Genomic DNA, 20,256 nt, shown 5'->3' on the forward strand with positions numbered 1-20,256 from the left:
GAAATACTTGTTGCATCTAATTCAATGATAATGAAGAATGTATTGTTGTTTGTGGTATTCCTTAGCTTGGCAACCGCTAGCTGGGCCCAAGAAATTGCCCTTACCGGTATGGTTAAGGATAGTTTGGGTACTGGTGTCGATATGGCCAATGTTATTGCTATTAATACCGAAACCAAGGGCTTGGAGTCTTACGGTATTACCAATCATGCGGGACTGTATAAGTTGAAGTTGAAATCCGGACATCAATATACCGTAAAAGTTAGTTATTTAGGGTTTAAGACGGAGTCGTTTACGTTTACTGCCAGTGAGGTCGATGCGGTAAAAGACATTGTCATGTACGAACAGGCCAATCAATTGGATGAGGTTGAGGTAACCTATGAAATGCCGGTATCGGTCAAAGGCGATACTATTGTATATGATACCGATTCCTTTGTTTCGGGAACCGAGAAAAAGTTGAAAGATGTACTTGAAAACCTTCCGGGTATCGAGATTAACGATGATGGGCAGATAGAGGTAGAGGGGAAGACCGTAAGCAAGGTGATGGTAGAAGGGAAGGATTTTTTTGATGGAGACTCTAAATTGGCCGTTGAGAATATTCCGGCAAATGCCCTTAGCAAGGTTGAGGTACTGCGAAATTTCAACGAGGTGTCGCAAATGAAGGGGCTTACCAATGACGATGATAACGTGGCCTTGAACATAAGGTTGAAAGAGGGCAAAAAGAATTTTTGGTTTGGCGAACTAACCGCAGGCTATGGGCCTGATGATAGATATTTGGCCCACCCGAAGTTGTTCTATTATAGTCCTAAATACAGCATCAATATTATTACCGACTTGAATAACTTGGGGGAAGTTCCGTTTACACGAAACGACTATAGGAATTTTACCGGCGGCTTTAGGAACATAAATGCCAGGGGAGGCAGTTCGATTGCCACAGGCGCCGATGGGCTCGGTCTTTCTACGGCCCAAAACAATAGGGCCAACGATATAGATACCAAGTTTGCCGCGGCCAATTTTAGCTATTCCCCAACGGAGAGCTTAGATTTGAGCGGTTTCGGAATTTACTCGTATACCGGAACCTTGATGAAGTCGCAACGAAATACGGCCTATATAGCCAGTAACGATGTAGAAAATGCAAGCACCCATACGGATCAGACCGTACATCTAGGTTTGGCAAAATTCAGTGCCCGATATAAGCCCAATGCCGATTTTCAGTTCGATTACGATGTCCTTTTAAAACAATCGGATGATAATGAAAAGGTAGATGTGCTTTCGGTATCCGATATCACCGATGAGATTTCAGAGGTGAAAAAACAAAAGCCTTTAGCCGTAAACCAAAACCTCAATCTCTATTACACGCTGAACGAAAAGAATATTTTTGCCGTAGAGGCACAGCATATGTACCAAGACGAGGATCCCTTTTACGAGGCCATCCGAAATGAATTTGCCTACGTGGATATATTTCCGGTAGATGAGGGACAAGAGGGGTACAATATAAATCAGGCCAAAAATGTGGTGACGAATAAAGTAGATGCCAAGCTTGATTATTACTATGTACTCGGCACTAAAAGCAATCTGAATTTAACCATGGGAACTACGCAAAGCCATCAAAATTTTAACTCGGGAATCTTTCAGATTTTAGATAATGAGGAAAGCTTGGACATGAGCGGAGCGGAGTTTGGGAACGATGTTACCTTTAATGTTTCCGATCTGTACCTAGGGTTTCACTATAAGGTGATTTCTGGAATTTTCACCTTTAATCCAGGGGTGACCTTGCATCAGTTTAATGTGAAAAATGAGCAATTGAGCACCGTGGTGGAAGACAACCTTACGTCATTATTGCCCGATGTGTATATCAACGCCCAATTGAAGAAGTCTGAAAATATCCGGTTCAACTACCGGGTTACCCGATCTTTTACCGATGTGAGCAAATTTGCCCAAGGCTATGTGCTCAATAACTACAACTCGCTTTACAGTGGTAATAGGGATTTGGAGAGTGCCCTCAACCATAACCTTTCGCTAAATTTCTTTAGCTTCAATATGTTCAATTTTACCAATATTTTCGCGAACATAGCCTATACAAAACGAATAGATGCCCTAAAGAGTAGTGCCGATATTATCGGGATCAACAGGGTGAGTACTACGATCAATTCCAATTTTGAAGACGAGTCATTGTCCGCCAGCGGAAATTATGAGCGTACCTTCGGGAAGATAAAAGCTTCGGTAAGGGGTAATGTGGCGTGGTCGACTACCTATAACTTGGTGAGCAATGAGCAACGTATGTCCAACGCCTTCACCCAGAACTATAGGGGGGGCTTATCTACCAATTTTAAGAATGCCCCCAATTTGGAAGTAGGATACAGGTACACCGTAAACAATTATGAAAACGGTGATTTGGAGACAACCTATTTTACGAGCAGGCCCTATGCCCGTTTCGACGCCACTTTTTTAAAGAACTTTATCTTTAACGTAGACTATGATTACTACAATTACACGGATAAGGAAAATACCATTGAAAACCAATATAGTTTTTTGGAGGCCAACTTGACCTATCAGAAAAGGGATAGCCGATGGGAATATGGTATTAAAGGTACCAACCTGTTAAATACCACTACGCTGAACCGAGACAGTACCAATGATCTGTTCTTTACGACACAGGCCTATTTTGTACAACCGCGTTACTTGCTTTTCTCCATAAAATACGATCTGTAATTAGGTCGAATGGCATGTCGTGAAAACCTAAATATTCAATTTAGGGAAATAATTAACCTGATAATTATATTTTGAACTGAACATTTTTTATACTTTTGCGTCCTAATTAAATTAAAGAGGAGGGATTTGACTGATTGCAACCTCTGTTTTAAGCCCGAATAGGGTGATAAAACAAAAAAAATGCTAAAGCAGTTGATGTTGATTCGATTCGCATCATCTTCTTCCGGCATTCCTTTCAGATCCTTTTACGAAAAAATAAAAGTTTGTTATGCCGTATTTATTTACCTCCGAATCCGTTAGCGAAGGACACCCTGATAAAGTTGCCGATCAAATAAGCGATGCCTTGTTGGATCACTTTTTGGCGTTTGACCCAGAGAGCAAGGTGGCTTGTGAAACTTTGGTTACCACAGGTCAGGTCGTATTGGCCGGAGAGGTTAAGAGCGATACTTATCTCGATGTTCAGACCATTGCTAGGGATGTGATCAATTCCATAGGTTACACCAAGGGCGAATACCAGTTTAGTGGAGATTCTTGTGGGGTCATTTCCTTGATCCATGAGCAATCGCAAGACATTAGTCAGGGGGTAGACCGTGGTCAAAAAGAGCAACAAGGAGCAGGGGACCAAGGTATGATGTTCGGCTATGCGACTAAAGAAACCGAAAATTACATGCCGTTGGCTTTGGATATATCGCATAAGATTCTCCAAAACTTGGCAGAGTTGCGCAGGGAAGGTAAGATCATAGATTACCTTAGGCCCGATTCCAAGTCGCAGGTAACCATAGAGTATTCCGACGACAATGTACCCCAAAGGATCGATACCATTGTAATATCTACACAGCACGACGCTTTTGATATCGACGATGCCAAAATGTTGGCCAAGATCAAAAAAGACCTTGTAGAGATTTTGATACCTAGGGTCGTAGAGCAATTGCCCGAAGCGATTCAGAACTTGTTCGACGATAAGATCAAATACCATATCAACCCTACCGGGAAATTCGTTATCGGGGGGCCACATGGTGATACGGGACTTACGGGAAGGAAGATAATTGTTGATACCTACGGAGGTAAAGGTGCCCACGGTGGTGGGGCTTTTAGTGGAAAAGACCCAAGTAAGGTAGACCGAAGCGCCGCATATGCCGCACGACATATCGCCAAGAATTTAGTGGCGGCCGGAGTGGCCGATGAAATTTTGGTGCAGGTGAGTTATGCCATTGGGGTGGTTGAGCCTACTTCCATTTATATCGATACATACGGAACGTCTAATGTAGACCTTACCGATGGCGAGATTGCCAACAAGACAAAAGACTTGTTCGACATGCGTCCCTTTGCCATTGAAGAACGACTAAAGTTGCGTAACCCTATTTATTTGGAAACGGCAGCTTACGGACATATGGGCAAAACGCCTAAAATGATCAAAAAGGTTTTTGAATCGCCCTACAACGGTCGTATCGAAAAAGAAGTCGAATTGTTTACCTGGGAGAAATTAGATCGGGTAGATGAGGTAAAAAAGGCGTTTAATTTATAAATTTTTCAAAAATGTTGGTGAATTTAAATTCGCCGACCATATATTTGTATTTCCAAAAGTTCAAACACGTATTGATCAGTTATCAAGAAAGGTGGAGGGAATAGACCCTTTGAAACCTTAGCAACCCTTTGTTCCTTATGCAGAGAAGGTGCTACATTCTATCCTGAAATAATTATTAGGACAGATAACGAAATAGATTACTCATCCTAATCTTTTACTTTCTTATAACTTTTTTGATATTATACCTAACTACAAGACCGTAGTCTATGGTTGGGCTTTTAATTATTTTAAATAACAATTAAAAATCTAGAATTATGAGTGATCTTAAACTTGCTACCAATGCACTACATGCTGGACACGACCCGGCGCAAACCGCTGGAACACGTGCAGTCCCTATCTACCAGACTTCATCCTACGTTTTTAACGATACCGACCATGCGGCCAACCTTTTCTCTTTGGCCGAACTCGGATTTATCTATACCCGTCTGAACAACCCTACCAATCAAATTTTACAAGAGCGATTGGCGGCCGTTGAAGGAGGTATTGGCGCTGTAGTTTTTGCTTCAGGTGCTTCCGCGATTTCTACCGGATTAATGACGCTCCTAAAAGCAGGAGATCATATTGTAGCTTCTAGTAGCCTGTATGGGGGAACTTTCAATTTGTTGAACGTTACCTTGCCAAGAATGGGAATCACTACTACTTTCGTAGATGCCTCGGATCCTGAAAATTTTGGTAAGGCGGTGCAAGACAATACAAGGGCTTTCTTTGTAGAGTCTTTGGGCAACCCTAAACTAGACGTGCTTGACCTAAAAGCAATCTCAAAACAGGCCAAGGCGGCTCAGGTTCCTTTTATAGTTGATAATACGGTAGCTTCACCGGCCCTTTTGAACCCTATTGAGCATGGGGCCAACTTGGTGATTCATTCCTTAACTAAATATATCGGAGGTCAAGGTACTTCTTTAGGTGGTGCTATAATCGATGCGGGAACGTTCGATTGGACCAACGGAAAATTCCCTGAATTTACCGAGCCTTCTGCAGGCTACCATGGTTTAGTGTATAGCGAAGCCCTAGGTGCTGCGGCCTTTACCTTTAAATTGATTTTGGAAGGATTACGCGATTTTGGAGGGGCTTTGAGTCCGTTTAACGCATTCCAGATCATACAAGGCTTGGAAACTTTGAACGTTCGTATCAAACAACACAGTGCCAATGCTTTGGAATTGGCGACCTGGTTGGAAGGAAGGGACGAAGTGGCATGGGTAAATTACCCCGGTCTTAAGAGTAGTAAATACTACGATCTAGCCCAAGAATATTTGCCTAAAGGACAAAGTGGTTTGGTGACTTTTGGAATAAAGGGTGGTTTTGAGGCCGCTAAAAAAGTGACCGATGCTACCAAAATTTTCTCCCTATTGGCCAATATTGGCGATACAAAATCATTGATCATCCACCCTGCCAGTACTACGCACCAGCAGTTGAACGCCGAGCAGCAGGAAGCCGCCGGTGTGGGGCAAGATTTGATTCGTCTGTCAGTGGGGCTAGAGGATATTGAAGATCTGAAAGCCGATTTGGCAAACGCATTCGCAGCGCTTTAACCGATACTATTTTAGAAATTAATAAGACCTGGCCGGTACAACGCCGGTGAGGTCTAATATATGCCGTATGCTTCACCATTTAAAATTATCGAACTATACTACGATCAGTGGGGTAACTCAAGATATTGAGCTTTCCTATCAGTTGTTCGGGAAAGAATTGCACACTGCGCCCATAGTGCAGGTCAACCATGCCTTGACCGGTAACTCCAATGTTACGGGCGATGATGGTTGGTGGTCCGCCCTTATTGGCGAAGGCAAGTGTATCGATACCAATAAGTACACCATTCTATCCTTTAATATTCCCGGTAACGGATACGATAAATTCGTTATCGATAATTATAAGGATTTCGTGGCAGGCGATATCGCAAGAATCTTCTTGTTGGGCCTCCAAAAACTTGAGATCAATAAATTGTTCGCCCTTATCGGCGGCTCTTTGGGAGGGGGTATAGCCTGGGAAATGGCAGCGCTTAACCCGAAGATCATGGAGCATCTGATTCCCGTTGCATCGGACTGGAAATCTACGGATTGGTTGATCGGTAATTGCCAGATCCAGGAACAGTTTTTGGTCAATAGCAAAAAGCCCGTTCACGATGCGCGTATGCACGCCATGCTTTGTTATCGCACGCCCGAGTCTTTTAAAGAGCGTTTTAAGCGGAGTACCAATGAGGAACTTCAGGTTTTTAACGTAGAGAGTTGGTTGATGCATCACGGGGAAAAGTTACAGGAACGATTTCAACTTTCGGCCTATAAGCTTATGAACCAGTTGCTCAAGACCATAGATGTTATGAGGAACGGGGAGCAGAATTTTATCGACCTTCAGAACAGCGATGTGAATATCCATATCATCGGGGTTGATTCCGATTTGTTCTTTACGGCCAAGGAAAACAAGGAGACCTTTAAACGTTTGGCCCAGGCCAATGGTAATGTAACTTACGGTGAGGTACACTCCCTTCACGGCCACGATGCCTTTTTGATCGAATTTGAGCAGATGGAACAACTGCTGGAACCTGTGTTCAGTAGAAATGGAAAGTCAAAACATATCAAGGTCTTGAAATTTGGAGGAAAATCGCTGGCCAATGGCGAGGGATTGGAACGTGTTTTGGGTATTGTTTCAAAAAAGGTAGAAGAGGGCGAGAATATTGCCGTGGTACTTTCTGCCCGTGAAAAGGCTACCGACCAATTGGAAGCTATATTGGAAAAGGCGGCAAAGGGCGAAAACTACTATGAAGATTTTGAGGCTTTTGAAAAGTATCAGAAGAATGCCTTTAAGAATGTCAACCTTTCGGCGGAGTTCAAAGATTTGGCAAAATTACTCGAAGGGGTCTCGCTTTTGGGCGATTACAGCTTAAAGATAAAAGACCAGTTATTGGCCTTTGGGGAGCTTATTTCGGCAAAATTGGTCACCAAACTCCTTATAGGAAAAGGCATCAATGCGGTAATGCTCGATTCTAGGGAATTGATAAAGACCGATTCTAATTTTGGCGATGCCACGGTCAAAGAAGCGCTTTCAAAAGAAAACGTTTTACGCCGTTTTGCCAAGCTTGATGCCGATGCGGTACCGATTATTACAGGTTTTATCGCTTCTGATGAAAATGGGGAAACTACCACCTTGGGGCGTAATGGCAGTAATTATTCGGCGGCACTATTCGCTAATTTCTTGAATGCGGAAGAGCTTCAGAACTTTACGCATGTTGACGGTATATATACGGCTAATCCCGATTTGGTATCCGATGCCAAGCGCATTTCCCACCTTTCCTATGGGGAGGCGAACGAACTGGCAAATTTCGGGGCGACCATTTTGCACGCCAAGACCATTATTCCGTTAATAGAAAAAAACATACCCCTTCGTATTTTAAATACCTTCAATAACGATAATGAGGGAACCTTGATCAGCGCCAAGACCGAAGAAGGCGGTATTAAGTCTTTGTCGGTCATTGAAAACGTGTCCTTGATCAATGTAGAGGGTAGGGGACTCCTAGGAAAAGTTGGGGTCGATGCACGTATTTTTAGTGCGCTTCAAAAAAGCAATATTAGTGTAAGTATCATTTCCCAAGGCTCTTCGGAGCGGGGCATTGGTTTGGTCGTAAATGCCGACCGGGCCCTAGAGGCCAAGAGGGCTTTGGACAGGGAATTCGAAAGCGATTACCAGTCGAAGGATATTAATATGATTACCGTGCTTGATGAGGTCTCGGTCATTTCTATCGTAGGTCAAGATTTGAGTACCTTCCATAGACCGTACAATGCCTTGATCAAGAATCAGATCGCCCCCTTGCTCTTTAATAATACGGTATCGGGCAGAAATGTAAGTTTGGTACTTAGAAAATCGGACCTGAACAAGGCATTGAACGTAATGCACGGACAGATTTTCGGAATTAGTAAAAAGGTCAACTTGGTGATTTTTGGACATGGAAATGTTGGCGGAACGCTTATTGACCAAATCTTGAAATCTACCAAGACCATACAGAAACGAAAAGGGATAGACCTTAACGTCTTTGCCGTGGCCAATTCTAGGAAAATCCTATTGAATAAAAAGGGAATCCCTAAAAACTGGAAAACGGCCATAGAAGAAAAGGGTACGCCATATAAGGTAGGCGATGTTATCGCATATGCGAAGGAAAACCATCTAGAGAACCTCATTTTGGTCGATAATACCGCTAATAGCGATTTTGTGGCCCATTACTTTGAGTTTGTAGAGAACGGTTTCGATATCGTGTCGTCCAACAAAATAGCCAATACGCTCGGTTTCGATTACTACCAGTTGTTGCGCGATGAATTGGATAAGCACCAAAAGCAATATTTGTACGAAACCAATGTAGGGGCGGGACTTCCTTTGATAGATACCATACGTTTGTTACATCTTTCGGGTGAAAACATTACCGGTATCAAAGGGGTGTTCTCAGGTTCCTTGAGTTATATCTTCAATACCTTTTCAGAAAGCGATGAACCCTTTTCCAATATTTTAAGGGCGGCAATGAAAAGCGGATTTACCGAGCCGGATCCCCGCGAAGACCTATCGGGTAACGATGTGGGTCGAAAATTGTTGATTCTTGCCAGGGAACTCGACCTGCGAAACGAGTTTTCCGATGTGAACATTGAAAACTTGATACCCGAGGAGTTGAGGGATGGCGATGTAAAGCATTTCTTGGACCACCTGGACTTGGTAGATGCCAAGTTCAACGAAATTAAAAAGAACCAAAAGCCCGGCCATGTACTGCGGTATGTGGGCGATTTGCACGGTAACCTTCAGGAAGAGAAAGGTATTTTGGACGTAAAACTCATATCGGTGCCCAAAGAAAGTGCCTTGGGACAGGTAAAAGGGTCCGATTCCATCATAGAGATCTATACCGAGTCATATGGCGAAAATCCATTAGTGATTCAAGGGGCAGGTGCGGGCGCAGCCGTTACGGCAAGGGGTGTTTTTGGCGATATTTTACGAATAGCAGAAAAAGGATATAAATAATAGAGAAAGTCCGCTTTCAGCAAATTATATGCATATGGAAAATAAATTTGAAACGAACGCTATCAGAACGCAATTGGAACGCACTAAAAATTTAGAGCATTCAGTGCCGATGTACATGACTTCGAGTTTTGTATTTGAAGATGCGGAAGATATGCGCGCTTCGTTTGCCGAAGAAAAAGAACGGAATGTTTATTCGCGCTATTCCAATCCGAATACCTCTGAGTTTATAGAGAAGGTATGTCAGATGGAAGGTGCAGAAAGTGGTTTTGCTTTTGCTTCGGGTATGGCAGCGGTATTCTCTACTTTGGCAGCCCTTTTGGATAGCGGTGACCATGTATTGTCGGCGCGGAGTATTTTTGGGTCGACACATTCCTTGTTCACCAACTTTTTCCCCAAATGGAATATTGATCATAGCTATTTTAAGATTGATGATTTAGATGGGATGGAGGCTTTGATTACGCCAAAGACGAAAATTATCTATGCGGAATCCCCGACCAATCCAGGGGTAGACATCCTCGACTTGGAAGCTTTAGGGAAGATTGCCAAAAAGCATAATCTCATTTTGGTGATCGACAACTGTTTTGCTTCGCCCTATTTGCAACAGCCGATCAAGTTCGGTGCCGATTTGGTCATCCATTCCGGTACGAAATTAATGGACGGACAAGGTCGTGTATTGGCCGGCGTTACCGTAGGAAAGAAGGAGTTGGTCGATAAGGTCTACCGTTTTTCAAGAATTACAGGTCCGGCCCTATCTCCCTTCAATGCCTGGGTACTTTCCAAAAGCTTGGAAACCTTGGCCGTAAGGGTAGATCGCCATTGTGAAAATGCACTGAAGTTGGCCGAGTTTTTAGAAGGCAACGAAAAGGTCAACTGGGTGAAATATCCGTTTTTGAAGTCGCATCCCAAATATGAGATTGCCAAGAAGCAGATGAAGGCCGGTGGCTGTGTCGTTGCTTTTGAGGTAAAAGGTGGATTGGAAGCCGGCCAGAAGTTTTTCGACTCTATAAAAATGTTATCGCTTTCGGCCAACTTGGGTGATGCACGTAGTATCGTAACACATCCTGCTTCTACCACCCATAGTAAGCTTTCCGTAGAAGAGCGGGCGGAAACAGGTGTTACGGACGGAATGGTACGCGTTTCTGTAGGACTGGAGCATATAGATGATATCATCGCCGATATTTCGCAGGCACTGGCCTAAGGGCGAATGAGATTTCTGTAAATAAAAAAACCAAAGCTTTTGACTTTGGTTTTTTTATGCCTTGGATAGGGCTTATTGGGTTTTGAACTCAAAGACCGGCGATTGGGAACTGGAACCATTTTCGTCGGTAGTGACTACCCTCCAGTAGTAAACAGTGGCAGGATTCAGTGCAATGTCATCTATTTTTGAATCGGCGGTGCTTGCATGTAAGGTAGTCGGCGGATTGTCGGTACTTAGGTATATATCGTAGGAGGCGATATCATTGTCAACATCACTCCCTTTCCAACTTAGGCTTAGGGGTTGGCTCACACTGGCCCCCATCGTCGGGGCTACGGCCTCCGCCGGAAAAGGGGCATAATTTTCATTTCCTTCGCCGGCATTGTAAAACTTCCAGGTTTCGCTAGTAGCGGTCGTGGCCGTTTCGTCAGATTTTGAAATAATGTTCCAAGAATAGGGTGTATTTCTCAAAATGCTTAGGGCAAGCGAATTGGTCGAAGTATCGTTTTCGCTCGTTTCGTTGGTTTCTAGGTTTTTTAGCACCAAGGTATAGCTGTCCGTATGGTCGGAAGCCTTCCATTTAAACGTTACTTTGCTTTGGGTGGCGGAGATGATGTCGCCTTGGTTGCATTCTTCATCTTTCTTCGGAAAAACCAAAACCGAGGCTTCGGGCGGTAGGCTTTCTTCGGGCGTAGGGTCTTTGGCTCCGTCATCGCTACTGCTACAACTGCAAAAGGCGATAAGAAGAAGGAATAGGCTTGATCGGATATAGGTGTTGGATATCATTGTTTGATAATTTTGGCTTGGGATTTGATATTTGTAGCTGTGATGTTCAAGAAATAAATGCCCGAACTTAGATTAGAGGTATCTATGGTCGTAATCTGGTTCCCGACCGATTCGGTTTTGCTTAGAATGACCTTGCCCGTTGCCGAGATCAATTCAAGGGTGACCAAGGAATCAAGCTTGTGGGAGAAGGCAACGTTCAATTGGTCTTTTACCTTGTTCGGAAACACGGTGACGCCGTCAAAAACGCTGATGATTTCGCTATACTCGCCCTGGCAAAGCTTATCTGCCTTAACGGAAAGTTTGTTCTGGCCTTTCGATAGGTCAAGTGTAATTTCATCTTCGGTAGTATGGGTAACCACCCCGTTTAGGTCAATGCTATAGTTGGTGGCCCCTTTCAAGCTTAGGGTGAGCTGATTTGTGCTATTGTCGACCTTTGATGTTACGGATAGGTCTTCAGGCTCGTCTATCGATATAACAAAGCATTGTTCGAAGTTGGCATCGGAGGGCGTGGTAATGCACAGGGTGTAGTCACCAGCGCCCAATTGCTCGAACAAGGCATCTGAAGTAAAATCCTTTTCTGCCCCCGTTTCCTTTATTTTTCCCTTAAATTGAAGAGAGCTATCTTTTGAATGTATGGAAATCGTTCCATCATTACTACTGCTGCATGATTCATCGGTTCCCTTTACCTTAAAATTATCGGCGGCAAGACTGAATATTTTACAGCCCTTGGTGTTTACGGTACTTCCTAAGGGAGTTTCGGGGCATTCGTCATCGGCATTGGCAACACCGTCATTGTCGTCGTCATTAGGATCGAAGGCGATACAGTCTTCACCGGGTAATCCGTAACAGCCTAGGCCTGCAGCCCCATATAGCGGCTGCCAGGTAATGCCTGCGATCCATTGCTCACCTCCGTTTTCATAGGCCCCAACATCGGGGTGGTCGCCCGTAAAGCCGTCGGTTATGCCCGGAATATCCTTCCCTTGGTCAATGGGTGAAGCACCGCTCTTTAGGTTGAAATCGCCATTGGCTGCGTTTACGAACACTCCGGAAGTGACGGTTAAATTATTCTGTTTGTCCGACTGCGGCTCCCAATTGGTATCGCTTCCTAGATTGTTCCAAACCCGAACGTTTGAGAAGGCAGTTCCATCTTTATGCCATGCTCCCATTACTGCGGAACCGTTCCAAAGGGTATTGTTAAAAATATCGATATCCGTTCCGTTCCAATTGATCTGTACGCTGGTCCATTCGGTATTCCAGACTACGTTATGGTGGACGATAAAGCCCGCCGCATTGTTGTCTAGGTAAATTCCGGCGGCTTTGTATTTTGTGCCACCGGAAGCCGTATCGTGAAACCAGTTATGGTGGATTTCCGTTGTGTATTGTGCTCCTACCGTATAGAAAAGGGCGCAATCATCGGCGATCAAGTTGCTTCGGGAGATGTCGTTATAGGAAAACTCGTTGTCGGAGCCATTGTACTGTACGGCGTCCCGTCCTCCCCTGAATACCGTATTGTTCTTTACTAAAGTGTTCGTTATGCCCCTGATTACCAATGGGCCGTCGTAGGAACCTAGAAAATTACAGTCATGTATATAGTTGTCAATAATTTGTTGGTTGTTTCCCCTTACCACCAATCCGGCCCCTGCGTTAAATGCGATTTCGCATTTTTCAATTCTATTGTTCGAGCCTTGTACATGTACGTTGGCATTGTTGGTACGTGAGCTATCGGTAATTCCTTGGGTGTGGTTGCCGTAAAAGGAAGTTACACCGTAGAGGAGGTTGTTTGTAGTTTTGCTATTGGCGTTCGATGCCCACCAAGTGGAGCTGTCTTCCATATTGATGCTGCCGCCGAATACGGCCAAATTCCGTATTTCGATGTATTTTTTGTCCTTTAGGTTGATGGTTTCCAAACGGCGTCTCATCTTGACCTTGCCATCGACCGGGGCTTCGCCTCCAGGAAGCTGAACGTATAGGGTGCTTGTACTTTCATCGAAATACCACTCATTTTGATAGTCTAGGGCGTCTTTGGCTCCTTCGAGATAAAAATCGCCCAAATCGGCCGGGGCATGAAAGGTTCTTACCCAAGTTTCGTTGTTCGTTGTGGTATGATTAAAATTGACCCTTCCGGCAGAGCTGCCCGTAATTTTCCTTTTCCAGGCGAGCCAACCGCTCCCGCCCTTGTCCCCATAGAACCAAAGTGCGCCACCGGTCCAGTCAATACCTGGAATCGTGGGTTCTGTCAAATAGGCCCCGTTGATGACATCGCCACTGCTTCCTCCTGTATTTCGGATGGTTCCCAAGGCAAAGGGGTCGTCGTCCGTTTTATTTGGCCATCGGGCCAAGTCCAATGCGGTAGCGTCGTTCATGACAAAATTTTCTTGGCCTAGGGAAGGAAAGGGAATGGTGGTTTTGTAAATGGAACCACTGTCTTGCGTCCAACCGGATAAGGCATCCATGGCCGAAATAATGACTTTTTCCCCGGGATACGATTGAAAGACAATGGGCTGACCAGGGCTTCCGGAATTCGATGGGGCCAATGTCTCTTCGTAGGTGCCCGCCCTGATATATACGATGTCGCCTGCAACCGCTTCGCTCGCTGCTTTTGAAATGGTCAAGTACGGACTCTCCAAAGTGCCCGGGTTGGTGTCATCGCCGTTTTTGGCTACGTAGATGTCTCTGGCAAAAGAGTTTATACTTATTAGGAATAAGAATAAAAAGGAGAAAAGATAATTTTGTTTTGTAGACATGTCTAATAGATTTAGGTAGGTTCAACCAATTGGGTGTATTACCAAATCTAATTGAAAGATGGTTGGCTTCAGATAGTAAATGATCAAAACGACAGAACAAATGATTTTTTATGCAGGCGATAACGTATTTGTCAAGTATTTGATGAGTTGGTATTGTCAGGGTTTTTAGCCTTTCGGAGTCAAAAGCTTGAAAATCATGGTTCGTTACGTTTTATAATTTTCGGACGGGCCCATAGCACTGCTTACTCGTCCCAATTTTTGTTATATTTACCCCATGCTCTCAAAAAAGACAAAATATGGCTTAAAGGCCCTGACTTACTTGGCTTCAAAGAAAGACCAACAGCCGGTGCAGATCTCTGAAATTGCCCAGGCCGAGAATATTTCGCAAAAATTCTTGGAGAGCATTCTATTGTCTCTTCGCAAAAGTGGATTTTTGGGCTCGAAAAAGGGTAAGGGGGGAGGGTACTACCTGATCAAAGACCCCCGTGAGGTGTTGATGACCGATGTGATGCGTATTCTTGAGGGTCCCATAGCCATGGTACCTTGTGTAAGCCTTAATTTTTATGAAAAGTGTACCGATTGCCCAGATGAGGCCAGCTGTTCGGTAAATAAGTTGATGCTTATGGTGCGCGATGCCAATCTTGAGGTGTACCGCAGCCATACCTTGGCCGATTTAATAGCCTGATTTCCCGATCTTCTGGAAGAAGTGCTGAAAATTCTGCAATTTTATTTGCGGTTTATTATAAATCTACTAAATCTATAGGGTAAACGTAAATTCTTTTAATTTGTGGCGTCTAACACAATAAAAATATACTACATTTGTTTACTCTATTAGATTGATAGGGTAATTAGATTAACGAGAAAATGATTGTAGATCAATTGATTTTAGATAAAGCAGCTCCCAAAAAAAAGTTTTCAGAAGATCAAAAATCTGAAAGACCTATCCGTAGTATCGCCAAGGCGGTGAGTTGGCGGGTAATCGGTACTTTAGATACCTTATTGGTTTCGTATTTGTTAACTGGTGAGGTGGCCATAGCGGCCTCTATCGCATCCATTGACTTTGTGACCAAGATGTTCTTGTACTTCTTTCACGAGCGTTTGTGGAATAAAATTAACTGGGGTAAATAATTAAGTTATGGGTTTTTCAGAAGAACAGATAAAGAAACTTAATGAGCGGTTTAAGGATGCCGATCCGGCCGTAATTATAGATTGGGCCATCGAAAATGCCGAGAATGCCGTAGTCACTACGAATTTCAGGCCTTATGAAGTGGCTATTTTGCATGCGGTTTCAGATGTAAAGGGCGACATACCTGTAATATGGTGCGATACGGGTTACAATACCCCTAACACCTATAGGCACGCCGAGGACTTGATCGAGCGTTTGAATTTGAACATCGACTTATACGTGCCGAAGCAGACCAGTGCGCACCGCGATAGCGTAATGGGCATACCGCAAATTGATGACCCAAGGCATGCCGAGTTTACCAAGCAGGTGAAATTGGAGCCTTTTAAAAGGGCAATGGCAGCGCATAAACCCGATGTTTGGTTTACCAACCTAAGAAAAGGGCAGACCGCGTTAAGGGATTCTTTAGATATCCTCAGTTTGAGCAAGGACGGAGTACTTAAGGTGAGTCCGTTCTATTATTGGAGCGATGCCCAACTCGATGCCTATTTGGAAGAAAGACAATTGCCTAACGAACATAAATACTTTGATCCGACCAAGGTTCTTGAGAACCGTGAGTGTGGGTTGCATACCTAAACGACATTCCGCTTTAAGCGAAAAAATAATCGAAGCACAGTAGCGAAAAATATATTCAAGAAATTATGAGCCAAGATACATCACACATAAACGCCTTAGAAAACGAGGCCATCTATATTCTTAGGGAAGTAGCGGCACAATTTGAGCGACCCGTACTTTTGTTTTCAGGAGGAAAAGACTCCATTACATTGGTGCGTTTGGCGCAAAAGGCATTTTGGCCTGCCAAGATTCCCTTTCCTTTAATGCATATCGATACCGGACATAACTTTCCAGAAACTATCGAGTTTAGGGATAGGTTGGTCGAAGAGCTGGGTCTGGAACTTATCGTTAGAAATGTTCAAGATTCTATCGACCAGGGTAAGGTTAAGGAAGAGTCGGGGCGGTACTCGAGTCGAAACTCATTACAGACCACTACTTTGTTGGATGCTATTGAGGAATTCAAATTCGACGCCTGTATAGGTGGTGCCCGTAGGGACGAGGAAAAGGCAAGGGCCAAGGAACGAATCTTTTCGGTACGTGACGATTTTGGCCAGTGGGATGAGCGTAACCAGCGCCCTGAGCTTTTTGATATGTTGAACGGTCAGATAGAATTGGGACAAAACGTACGTGTTTTTCCAATCTCAAACTGGACAGAACTTGATGTTTGGTCTTATATCAAAGAGGAAGAAATTGAAATACCTTCCATTTACTTTGCGCACAAGCGTAAAGTATTTTTGCGAGACGGCTTGATCTGGTCACATTCCGATTATGTGTACCAAGAGGAAGATGAAGAGGTTTTAGAGCGTATGGTACGTTTCCGTACCGTAGGGGATATGAGCTGTACCGCGGCCGTTTTTTCCAATGCGACCGATATTGAGTCCGTCGTTGAGGAGATTCGCGATTCCAGTATTTCTGAAAGAGGGGCCCGTATAGACGATAAAAGGTCTGAAGCGGCAATGGAGAAGAGAAAACAACAGGGGTACTTTTAGGATTCTCGTTTAGGGAATTAGTTTAAAAATTTTGATTAAAAATTACAGCCAAAGAAGATGGACGTATTAAAGATAGCAACAGCAGGTAGTGTAGATGACGGAAAAAGTACCTTGATCGGTAGAATTCTGTACGATACAAAATCATTGACCAGCGATAAGTTGGAAGCCATAGAAAAGACCAGTAAGAGCAAGGGGTATGATTACCTCGATTTCTCATTGGCTACGGATGGTCTTGTGGCCGAGCGTGAGCAAGGTATCACTATAGATGTGGCGCATATCTATTTTTCAACAGCAAAGAAAAGTTACATTATAGCCGATACTCCCGGCCATGTAGAATACACGCGTAACATGGTTACGGGAGCTTCTACATCTCAAGCCGCGATTATTTTGATCGATGCGAGAAAAGGGGTTATCGAACAAACCAACCGTCACTTTTTTATCAATAACCTCTTGCGCATTAAAGATGTGGTGGTGGCTATTAATAAAATGGACTTGGTAGATTATTCCGAGGAAACTTATAATGCCATTAAGGCCGATTTCGAGGAATTGATGGCCAAAAGGGATTATCAAGACCAGAAGATCACCTTTATTCCCGTTAGTGCCTTGAAGGGTGATAACGTAGTGAATAAAACGGATAAGACGCCTTGGTATACGGGTCCTACTTTGTTAGAGCATTTTGAAGCCCTAGATCGCAAGGATATTTTCAATGTGGGTACACCGCGTTTTCCCGTGCAGTACGTAATCCGTCCAAAGACAGAGGAGCACCATGACTTTAGGGGCTTTGCCGGTAAGGTTTACGGCGGGGAGCTTAGCGTAGGTGACGAGGTTGTTGCCTTGCCATCGCAAACGCGATCTAAAATCAAGGATATCTATTTTTACGATAAAAAGTACCATACCGCTTCAAGAAGATCTTCGGTAACCATTACTTTGGAAGATGAGATCAATTTGAGTCGAGGTGATATGTTGGTCAGGGCCGAAGATTTGCCTACGATCGATAAGCAGTTTACGGCTACCATCTCTTGGATGGATTCCGATAACCTGACCGCCGGTAAAAAATATGTGGTGCAACACGGTGTGAACAAGGTGTTGGCCAAGGTCGATAACATCCATCACAAAATCAATCCTGACTATTCGGGAATCGATACCAATGTTGACGGTGGCTTGGGTATGAACGATATCGCCCAGGTAACCTTCAAATTGAACAAGCCTATTTTCTACGATAAATTCAAAGATCACCGTACCAACGGTTCGTTTATCTTGATCGATACACAGACCAATAACACGGTCGGCGCGGGTTTTATAAGCTAAGAAGTTCGTAAAAAAAGAACAAGGACCGGGATTTTATTTCAATTATCCCTATAAAACCTATAGGAAAAATATATAATTAACAATCTGCCGTCAAAACGGTGAGAAACTAGAATAGAGATAGCATGCAAAGTTTCAGAACAGAAATAGAAAACCCCGTAGTTGAGAAGGATATTTTGGCCTTAGAGGCTAAAATACGCCAGTTCAAGGAAGGTAATTTAGACGAGGAAAAGTTTCGTAGTTTGCGTTTGGCCAGGGGTATTTACGGTCAACGTCAACCTGGCGTGCAGATGATCCGTATTAAATTGCCCTACGGAAAAGTTACCTCACGGCAACTTAGGCGCATTAGCGACGTTTCCGATGAATATTCTAGAGGTAGATTGCATATTACTACACGTCAAGACATTCAAATCCACTATGTGGATATAGACCGTACGCCCGAACTTTGGTCGGAACTCGAAAAAGATGATGTTACCATTCGCGAAGCTTGTGGTAATACGGTCCGTAACGTAACCGCTAGTGAAACTGCCGGGATAGACGTAGACGAGCCATTTGATGTTTCGCCCTATGCGCACGCACTTTTTCAGTATTTCTTGCGTAACCCTATCAGTCAGGAAATGGGGCGTAAGTTCAAGGTTTCTTTTTCTGCCAGCGATGCCGATACCGGTCTTTCGTATATGCACGACCTTGGTTTTATAGCCAAGATACAAGATGGGGTAAGAGGATTTAAAGTGATGTTGGGCGGTGGTTTGGGTTCTCAGCCACGTCATGCCGATTTGCTTTTCGATTTTCTTGCCGCAGATAAGATCATTCCTTTGATGGATGGTGTGGTTCGTGTCTTTGACCGCTATGGGGAAAGAAAGAGTAGGGCCAAGGCAAGAATGAAATTCTTGTTGAAAGACTTGGGGCTTGACGGATTCAAAGCCTTGTTGGCCGAAGAGCAAAAGGCTGTTCCTTACGAAACCTATCCTATCGATGCCGAGGCATATCCTAAGGTTGAGGTAGCCAAAGTTGAGGCGCCGCAAGTAGAAATAGAGGATACCGAAGCTTTTGAAATCTGGAAATCTACCAACCTAATACCTCAAAAGCAGGAAGGCTATACCGCTATCGGTATTAAAGTACTCCTAGGGGATTTCTATACGGATAAGGCTAGGTTGTTGGCCGATTTAGTGGATCAATACGCCGCGGGTGAACTAAGGTTGAGCCTTCGTCAGAATATTTTGATTCCCTATGTGGCCAATGAACTGATTCCCTTCTTTTATACGGAACTGAAAAAACTTGGTTTTGTAGAGGCGGGTTATAACAGGGCGGTAGATATTACGGCTTGTCCGGGTACCGATACCTGTAATTTGGGTATTGCCAGTAGTACCGGTATTGCCGAAGAATTGGAACGCATTATAAAAACGGAGTACCCACAGTACATCAGCAATCCGGATGTGGCCATTAAGATCAGTGGGTGTATGAATGCCTGTGGTCAACACAACATGGCCAATATCGGTTTTCAGGGGATGAGTATCAGAACCAAGGATAAATTGGTGGCGCCAGCGCTTCAAGTTTTGTTGGGCGGTGGTACCGATGGTGATGGAAACGGAAGATTTGCCGATAAAGTAGTGAAGGTTCCTTCCAAGAGAGGTCCTCAGGCCTTACGGTTGATTTTAGACGATTACGATAAAAACGGCAATGGAAAGTCGTATGCCGATTATTACGAAGAAAAGGGGCAAATGTATTTCTACGATTTTCTAACTCCTTTATCCGATATAGAAAACCTTACGCCGGACGATTTTATCGACTGGGGAAATACGGAGCGCTATGAGAAGGCTATCGGTGTCGGTGAATGTGCCGGTGTAGTGATAGACCTTATTGCCACCTTGCTCTTTGAAAGCGAAGAAAAAATACAGAACGCACAAGAGTCTTTCGATGAAAAGAAATGGGCGGCCAGTATCTATCACTCCTATTCTTCCATGGTAAATTCGGCCAAGGCCTTATTGACCTCGGAAAAAGCGAAAGTGAACACCCATGCTACCATTATCAAGGATTTTGATCAAAAATTCGTAGCCTCGGGCAGGATAGATTTCGGAAGGGGTTTTGAAGAACTCGTACTACAATTGAACAAAAACGAGCCAACGGAAGCTTTTGCAAAAAGCTATTTGGAAGATGCCAAGGCATTTTTGAAAGCGGTGGAAACATTTAGAAAACAAGAATTGGCAGAGGTTTAA

The 20,256-nt window shown here is 43.9% G+C and carries 13 protein-coding genes and 1 riboswitch; of the genes, 11 read left to right on the top strand and 2 right to left on the bottom strand.

Features of this window, described 5'->3' with window-relative positions:
• Nucleotides 1–30: 30 nt before the first annotated feature.
• The 5 genes from BW980_RS16540 (at nt 31) to BW980_RS16560 (ending at nt 10,481) form a co-directional block, all read left to right on the top strand.
• Nucleotides 31–2,709: a carboxypeptidase-like regulatory domain-containing protein gene (locus BW980_RS16540; RefSeq protein WP_076456479.1), complete on the top strand. Its 2,679-nt coding sequence runs from the start codon at nt 31–33 to the stop codon at nt 2,707–2,709.
• A gap of 268 nt (nt 2,710–2,977) precedes the next feature.
• On the top strand, nt 2,978–4,234 hold the full coding sequence (metK, locus tag BW980_RS16545) for a methionine adenosyltransferase (RefSeq protein WP_076456317.1): 1,257 nt from the start codon (nt 2,978–2,980) through the stop codon (nt 4,232–4,234).
• 76 nt (nt 4,235–4,310) lie between these two features.
• Nucleotides 4,311–4,425, top strand: a riboswitch (SAM riboswitch).
• Between the two features lie 123 nt (nt 4,426–4,548).
• Nucleotides 4,549–5,823, top strand: a complete 1,275-nt coding sequence (locus BW980_RS16550) for an O-acetylhomoserine aminocarboxypropyltransferase/cysteine synthase family protein (protein WP_013992232.1) — start codon at nt 4,549–4,551, stop codon at nt 5,821–5,823.
• Nucleotides 5,824–5,890: 67 nt separating this feature from the next.
• On the top strand, nt 5,891–9,283 hold the full coding sequence (gene thrA / locus BW980_RS16555; protein ID WP_076456318.1) for a bifunctional aspartate kinase/homoserine dehydrogenase I: 3,393 nt from the start codon (nt 5,891–5,893) through the stop codon (nt 9,281–9,283).
• Nucleotides 9,284–9,317: 34 nt separating this feature from the next.
• Entirely contained in the window at nt 9,318–10,481 is a 1,164-nt protein-coding gene (locus BW980_RS16560; protein ID WP_076456319.1) for a trans-sulfuration enzyme family protein, read from the top strand.
• Nucleotides 10,482–10,553: 72 nt separating this feature from the next.
• Here the strand turns inward: BW980_RS16560 and BW980_RS16565 are convergent, their stop codons facing one another.
• Together BW980_RS16565 and BW980_RS16570 are read right to left on the bottom strand one after the other, a co-directional pair.
• Complete coding sequence (locus BW980_RS16565; RefSeq protein WP_076456320.1) at nt 10,554–11,264, bottom strand: hypothetical protein; 711 nt, start codon at nt 11,262–11,264, stop codon at nt 10,554–10,556.
• Nucleotides 11,261–14,008, bottom strand: coding sequence for a T9SS type A sorting domain-containing protein (locus BW980_RS16570; RefSeq protein ID WP_076456321.1), 2,748 nt, complete (start codon nt 14,006–14,008; stop codon nt 11,261–11,263). The genes BW980_RS16565 and BW980_RS16570 overlap by 4 nt, the downstream gene beginning before the upstream one ends.
• A gap of 274 nt (nt 14,009–14,282) precedes the next feature.
• Here BW980_RS16570 and BW980_RS16575 point away from each other — a divergent pair, with 274 nt between their 5' ends.
• From BW980_RS16575 to BW980_RS16600, 6 genes are all read left to right on the top strand, one after another.
• Complete coding sequence (locus BW980_RS16575) at nt 14,283–14,693, top strand: RrF2 family transcriptional regulator (protein ID WP_076456322.1); 411 nt, start codon at nt 14,283–14,285, stop codon at nt 14,691–14,693.
• A gap of 179 nt (nt 14,694–14,872) precedes the next feature.
• The gene (locus tag BW980_RS16580) at nt 14,873–15,136 is read left to right on the top strand and encodes a DUF2061 domain-containing protein (RefSeq protein ID WP_013992222.1); all 264 of its coding nucleotides are present in this window, start codon (nt 14,873–14,875) and stop codon (nt 15,134–15,136) included.
• A 7-nt stretch (nt 15,137–15,143) separates the two neighbouring features.
• Nucleotides 15,144–15,767, top strand: coding sequence for a phosphoadenosine phosphosulfate reductase domain-containing protein (locus BW980_RS16585; protein WP_076456323.1), 624 nt, complete (start codon nt 15,144–15,146; stop codon nt 15,765–15,767).
• A 53-nt stretch (nt 15,768–15,820) separates the two neighbouring features.
• On the top strand, nt 15,821–16,735 hold the full coding sequence (gene cysD, locus BW980_RS16590; RefSeq protein ID WP_316932907.1) for a sulfate adenylyltransferase subunit CysD: 915 nt from the start codon (nt 15,821–15,823) through the stop codon (nt 16,733–16,735).
• Nucleotides 16,736–16,792: 57 nt separating this feature from the next.
• On the top strand, nt 16,793–18,043 hold the full coding sequence (locus tag BW980_RS16595) for a sulfate adenylyltransferase subunit 1 (RefSeq protein WP_076456324.1): 1,251 nt from the start codon (nt 16,793–16,795) through the stop codon (nt 18,041–18,043).
• Between the two features lie 122 nt (nt 18,044–18,165).
• Nucleotides 18,166–20,256: a HEPN domain-containing protein gene (locus BW980_RS16600; RefSeq protein ID WP_076456325.1), complete on the top strand. Its 2,091-nt coding sequence runs from the start codon at nt 18,166–18,168 to the stop codon at nt 20,254–20,256.

Source organism: Zobellia uliginosa (genome assembly GCF_900156625.1).
In the GTDB taxonomy this organism is placed as follows: domain Bacteria; phylum Bacteroidota; class Bacteroidia; order Flavobacteriales; family Flavobacteriaceae; genus Zobellia; species Zobellia uliginosa.

Coding starts and splice junctions, on each gene's coding strand:
- BW980_RS16540 (WP_076456479.1), top strand. CDS start 31: ATGAAGAATGTATTGTTGTTTGTGGTATTCCTTAGCTTGGCAACCGCT.
- metK (WP_076456317.1), top strand. CDS start 2,978: ATGCCGTATTTATTTACCTCCGAATCCGTTAGCGAAGGACACCCTGAT.
- BW980_RS16550 (WP_013992232.1), top strand. CDS start 4,549: ATGAGTGATCTTAAACTTGCTACCAATGCACTACATGCTGGACACGAC.
- thrA (WP_076456318.1), top strand. CDS start 5,891: ATGCTTCACCATTTAAAATTATCGAACTATACTACGATCAGTGGGGTA.
- BW980_RS16560 (WP_076456319.1), top strand. CDS start 9,318: ATGGAAAATAAATTTGAAACGAACGCTATCAGAACGCAATTGGAACGC.
- BW980_RS16565 (WP_076456320.1), bottom strand. CDS start 11,264: ATGATATCCAACACCTATATCCGATCAAGCCTATTCCTTCTTCTTATC.
- BW980_RS16570 (WP_076456321.1), bottom strand. CDS start 14,008: ATGTCTACAAAACAAAATTATCTTTTCTCCTTTTTATTCTTATTCCTA.
- BW980_RS16575 (WP_076456322.1), top strand. CDS start 14,283: ATGCTCTCAAAAAAGACAAAATATGGCTTAAAGGCCCTGACTTACTTG.
- BW980_RS16580 (WP_013992222.1), top strand. CDS start 14,873: ATGATTGTAGATCAATTGATTTTAGATAAAGCAGCTCCCAAAAAAAAG.
- BW980_RS16585 (WP_076456323.1), top strand. CDS start 15,144: ATGGGTTTTTCAGAAGAACAGATAAAGAAACTTAATGAGCGGTTTAAG.
- BW980_RS16595 (WP_076456324.1), top strand. CDS start 16,793: ATGGACGTATTAAAGATAGCAACAGCAGGTAGTGTAGATGACGGAAAA.
- BW980_RS16600 (WP_076456325.1), top strand. CDS start 18,166: ATGCAAAGTTTCAGAACAGAAATAGAAAACCCCGTAGTTGAGAAGGAT.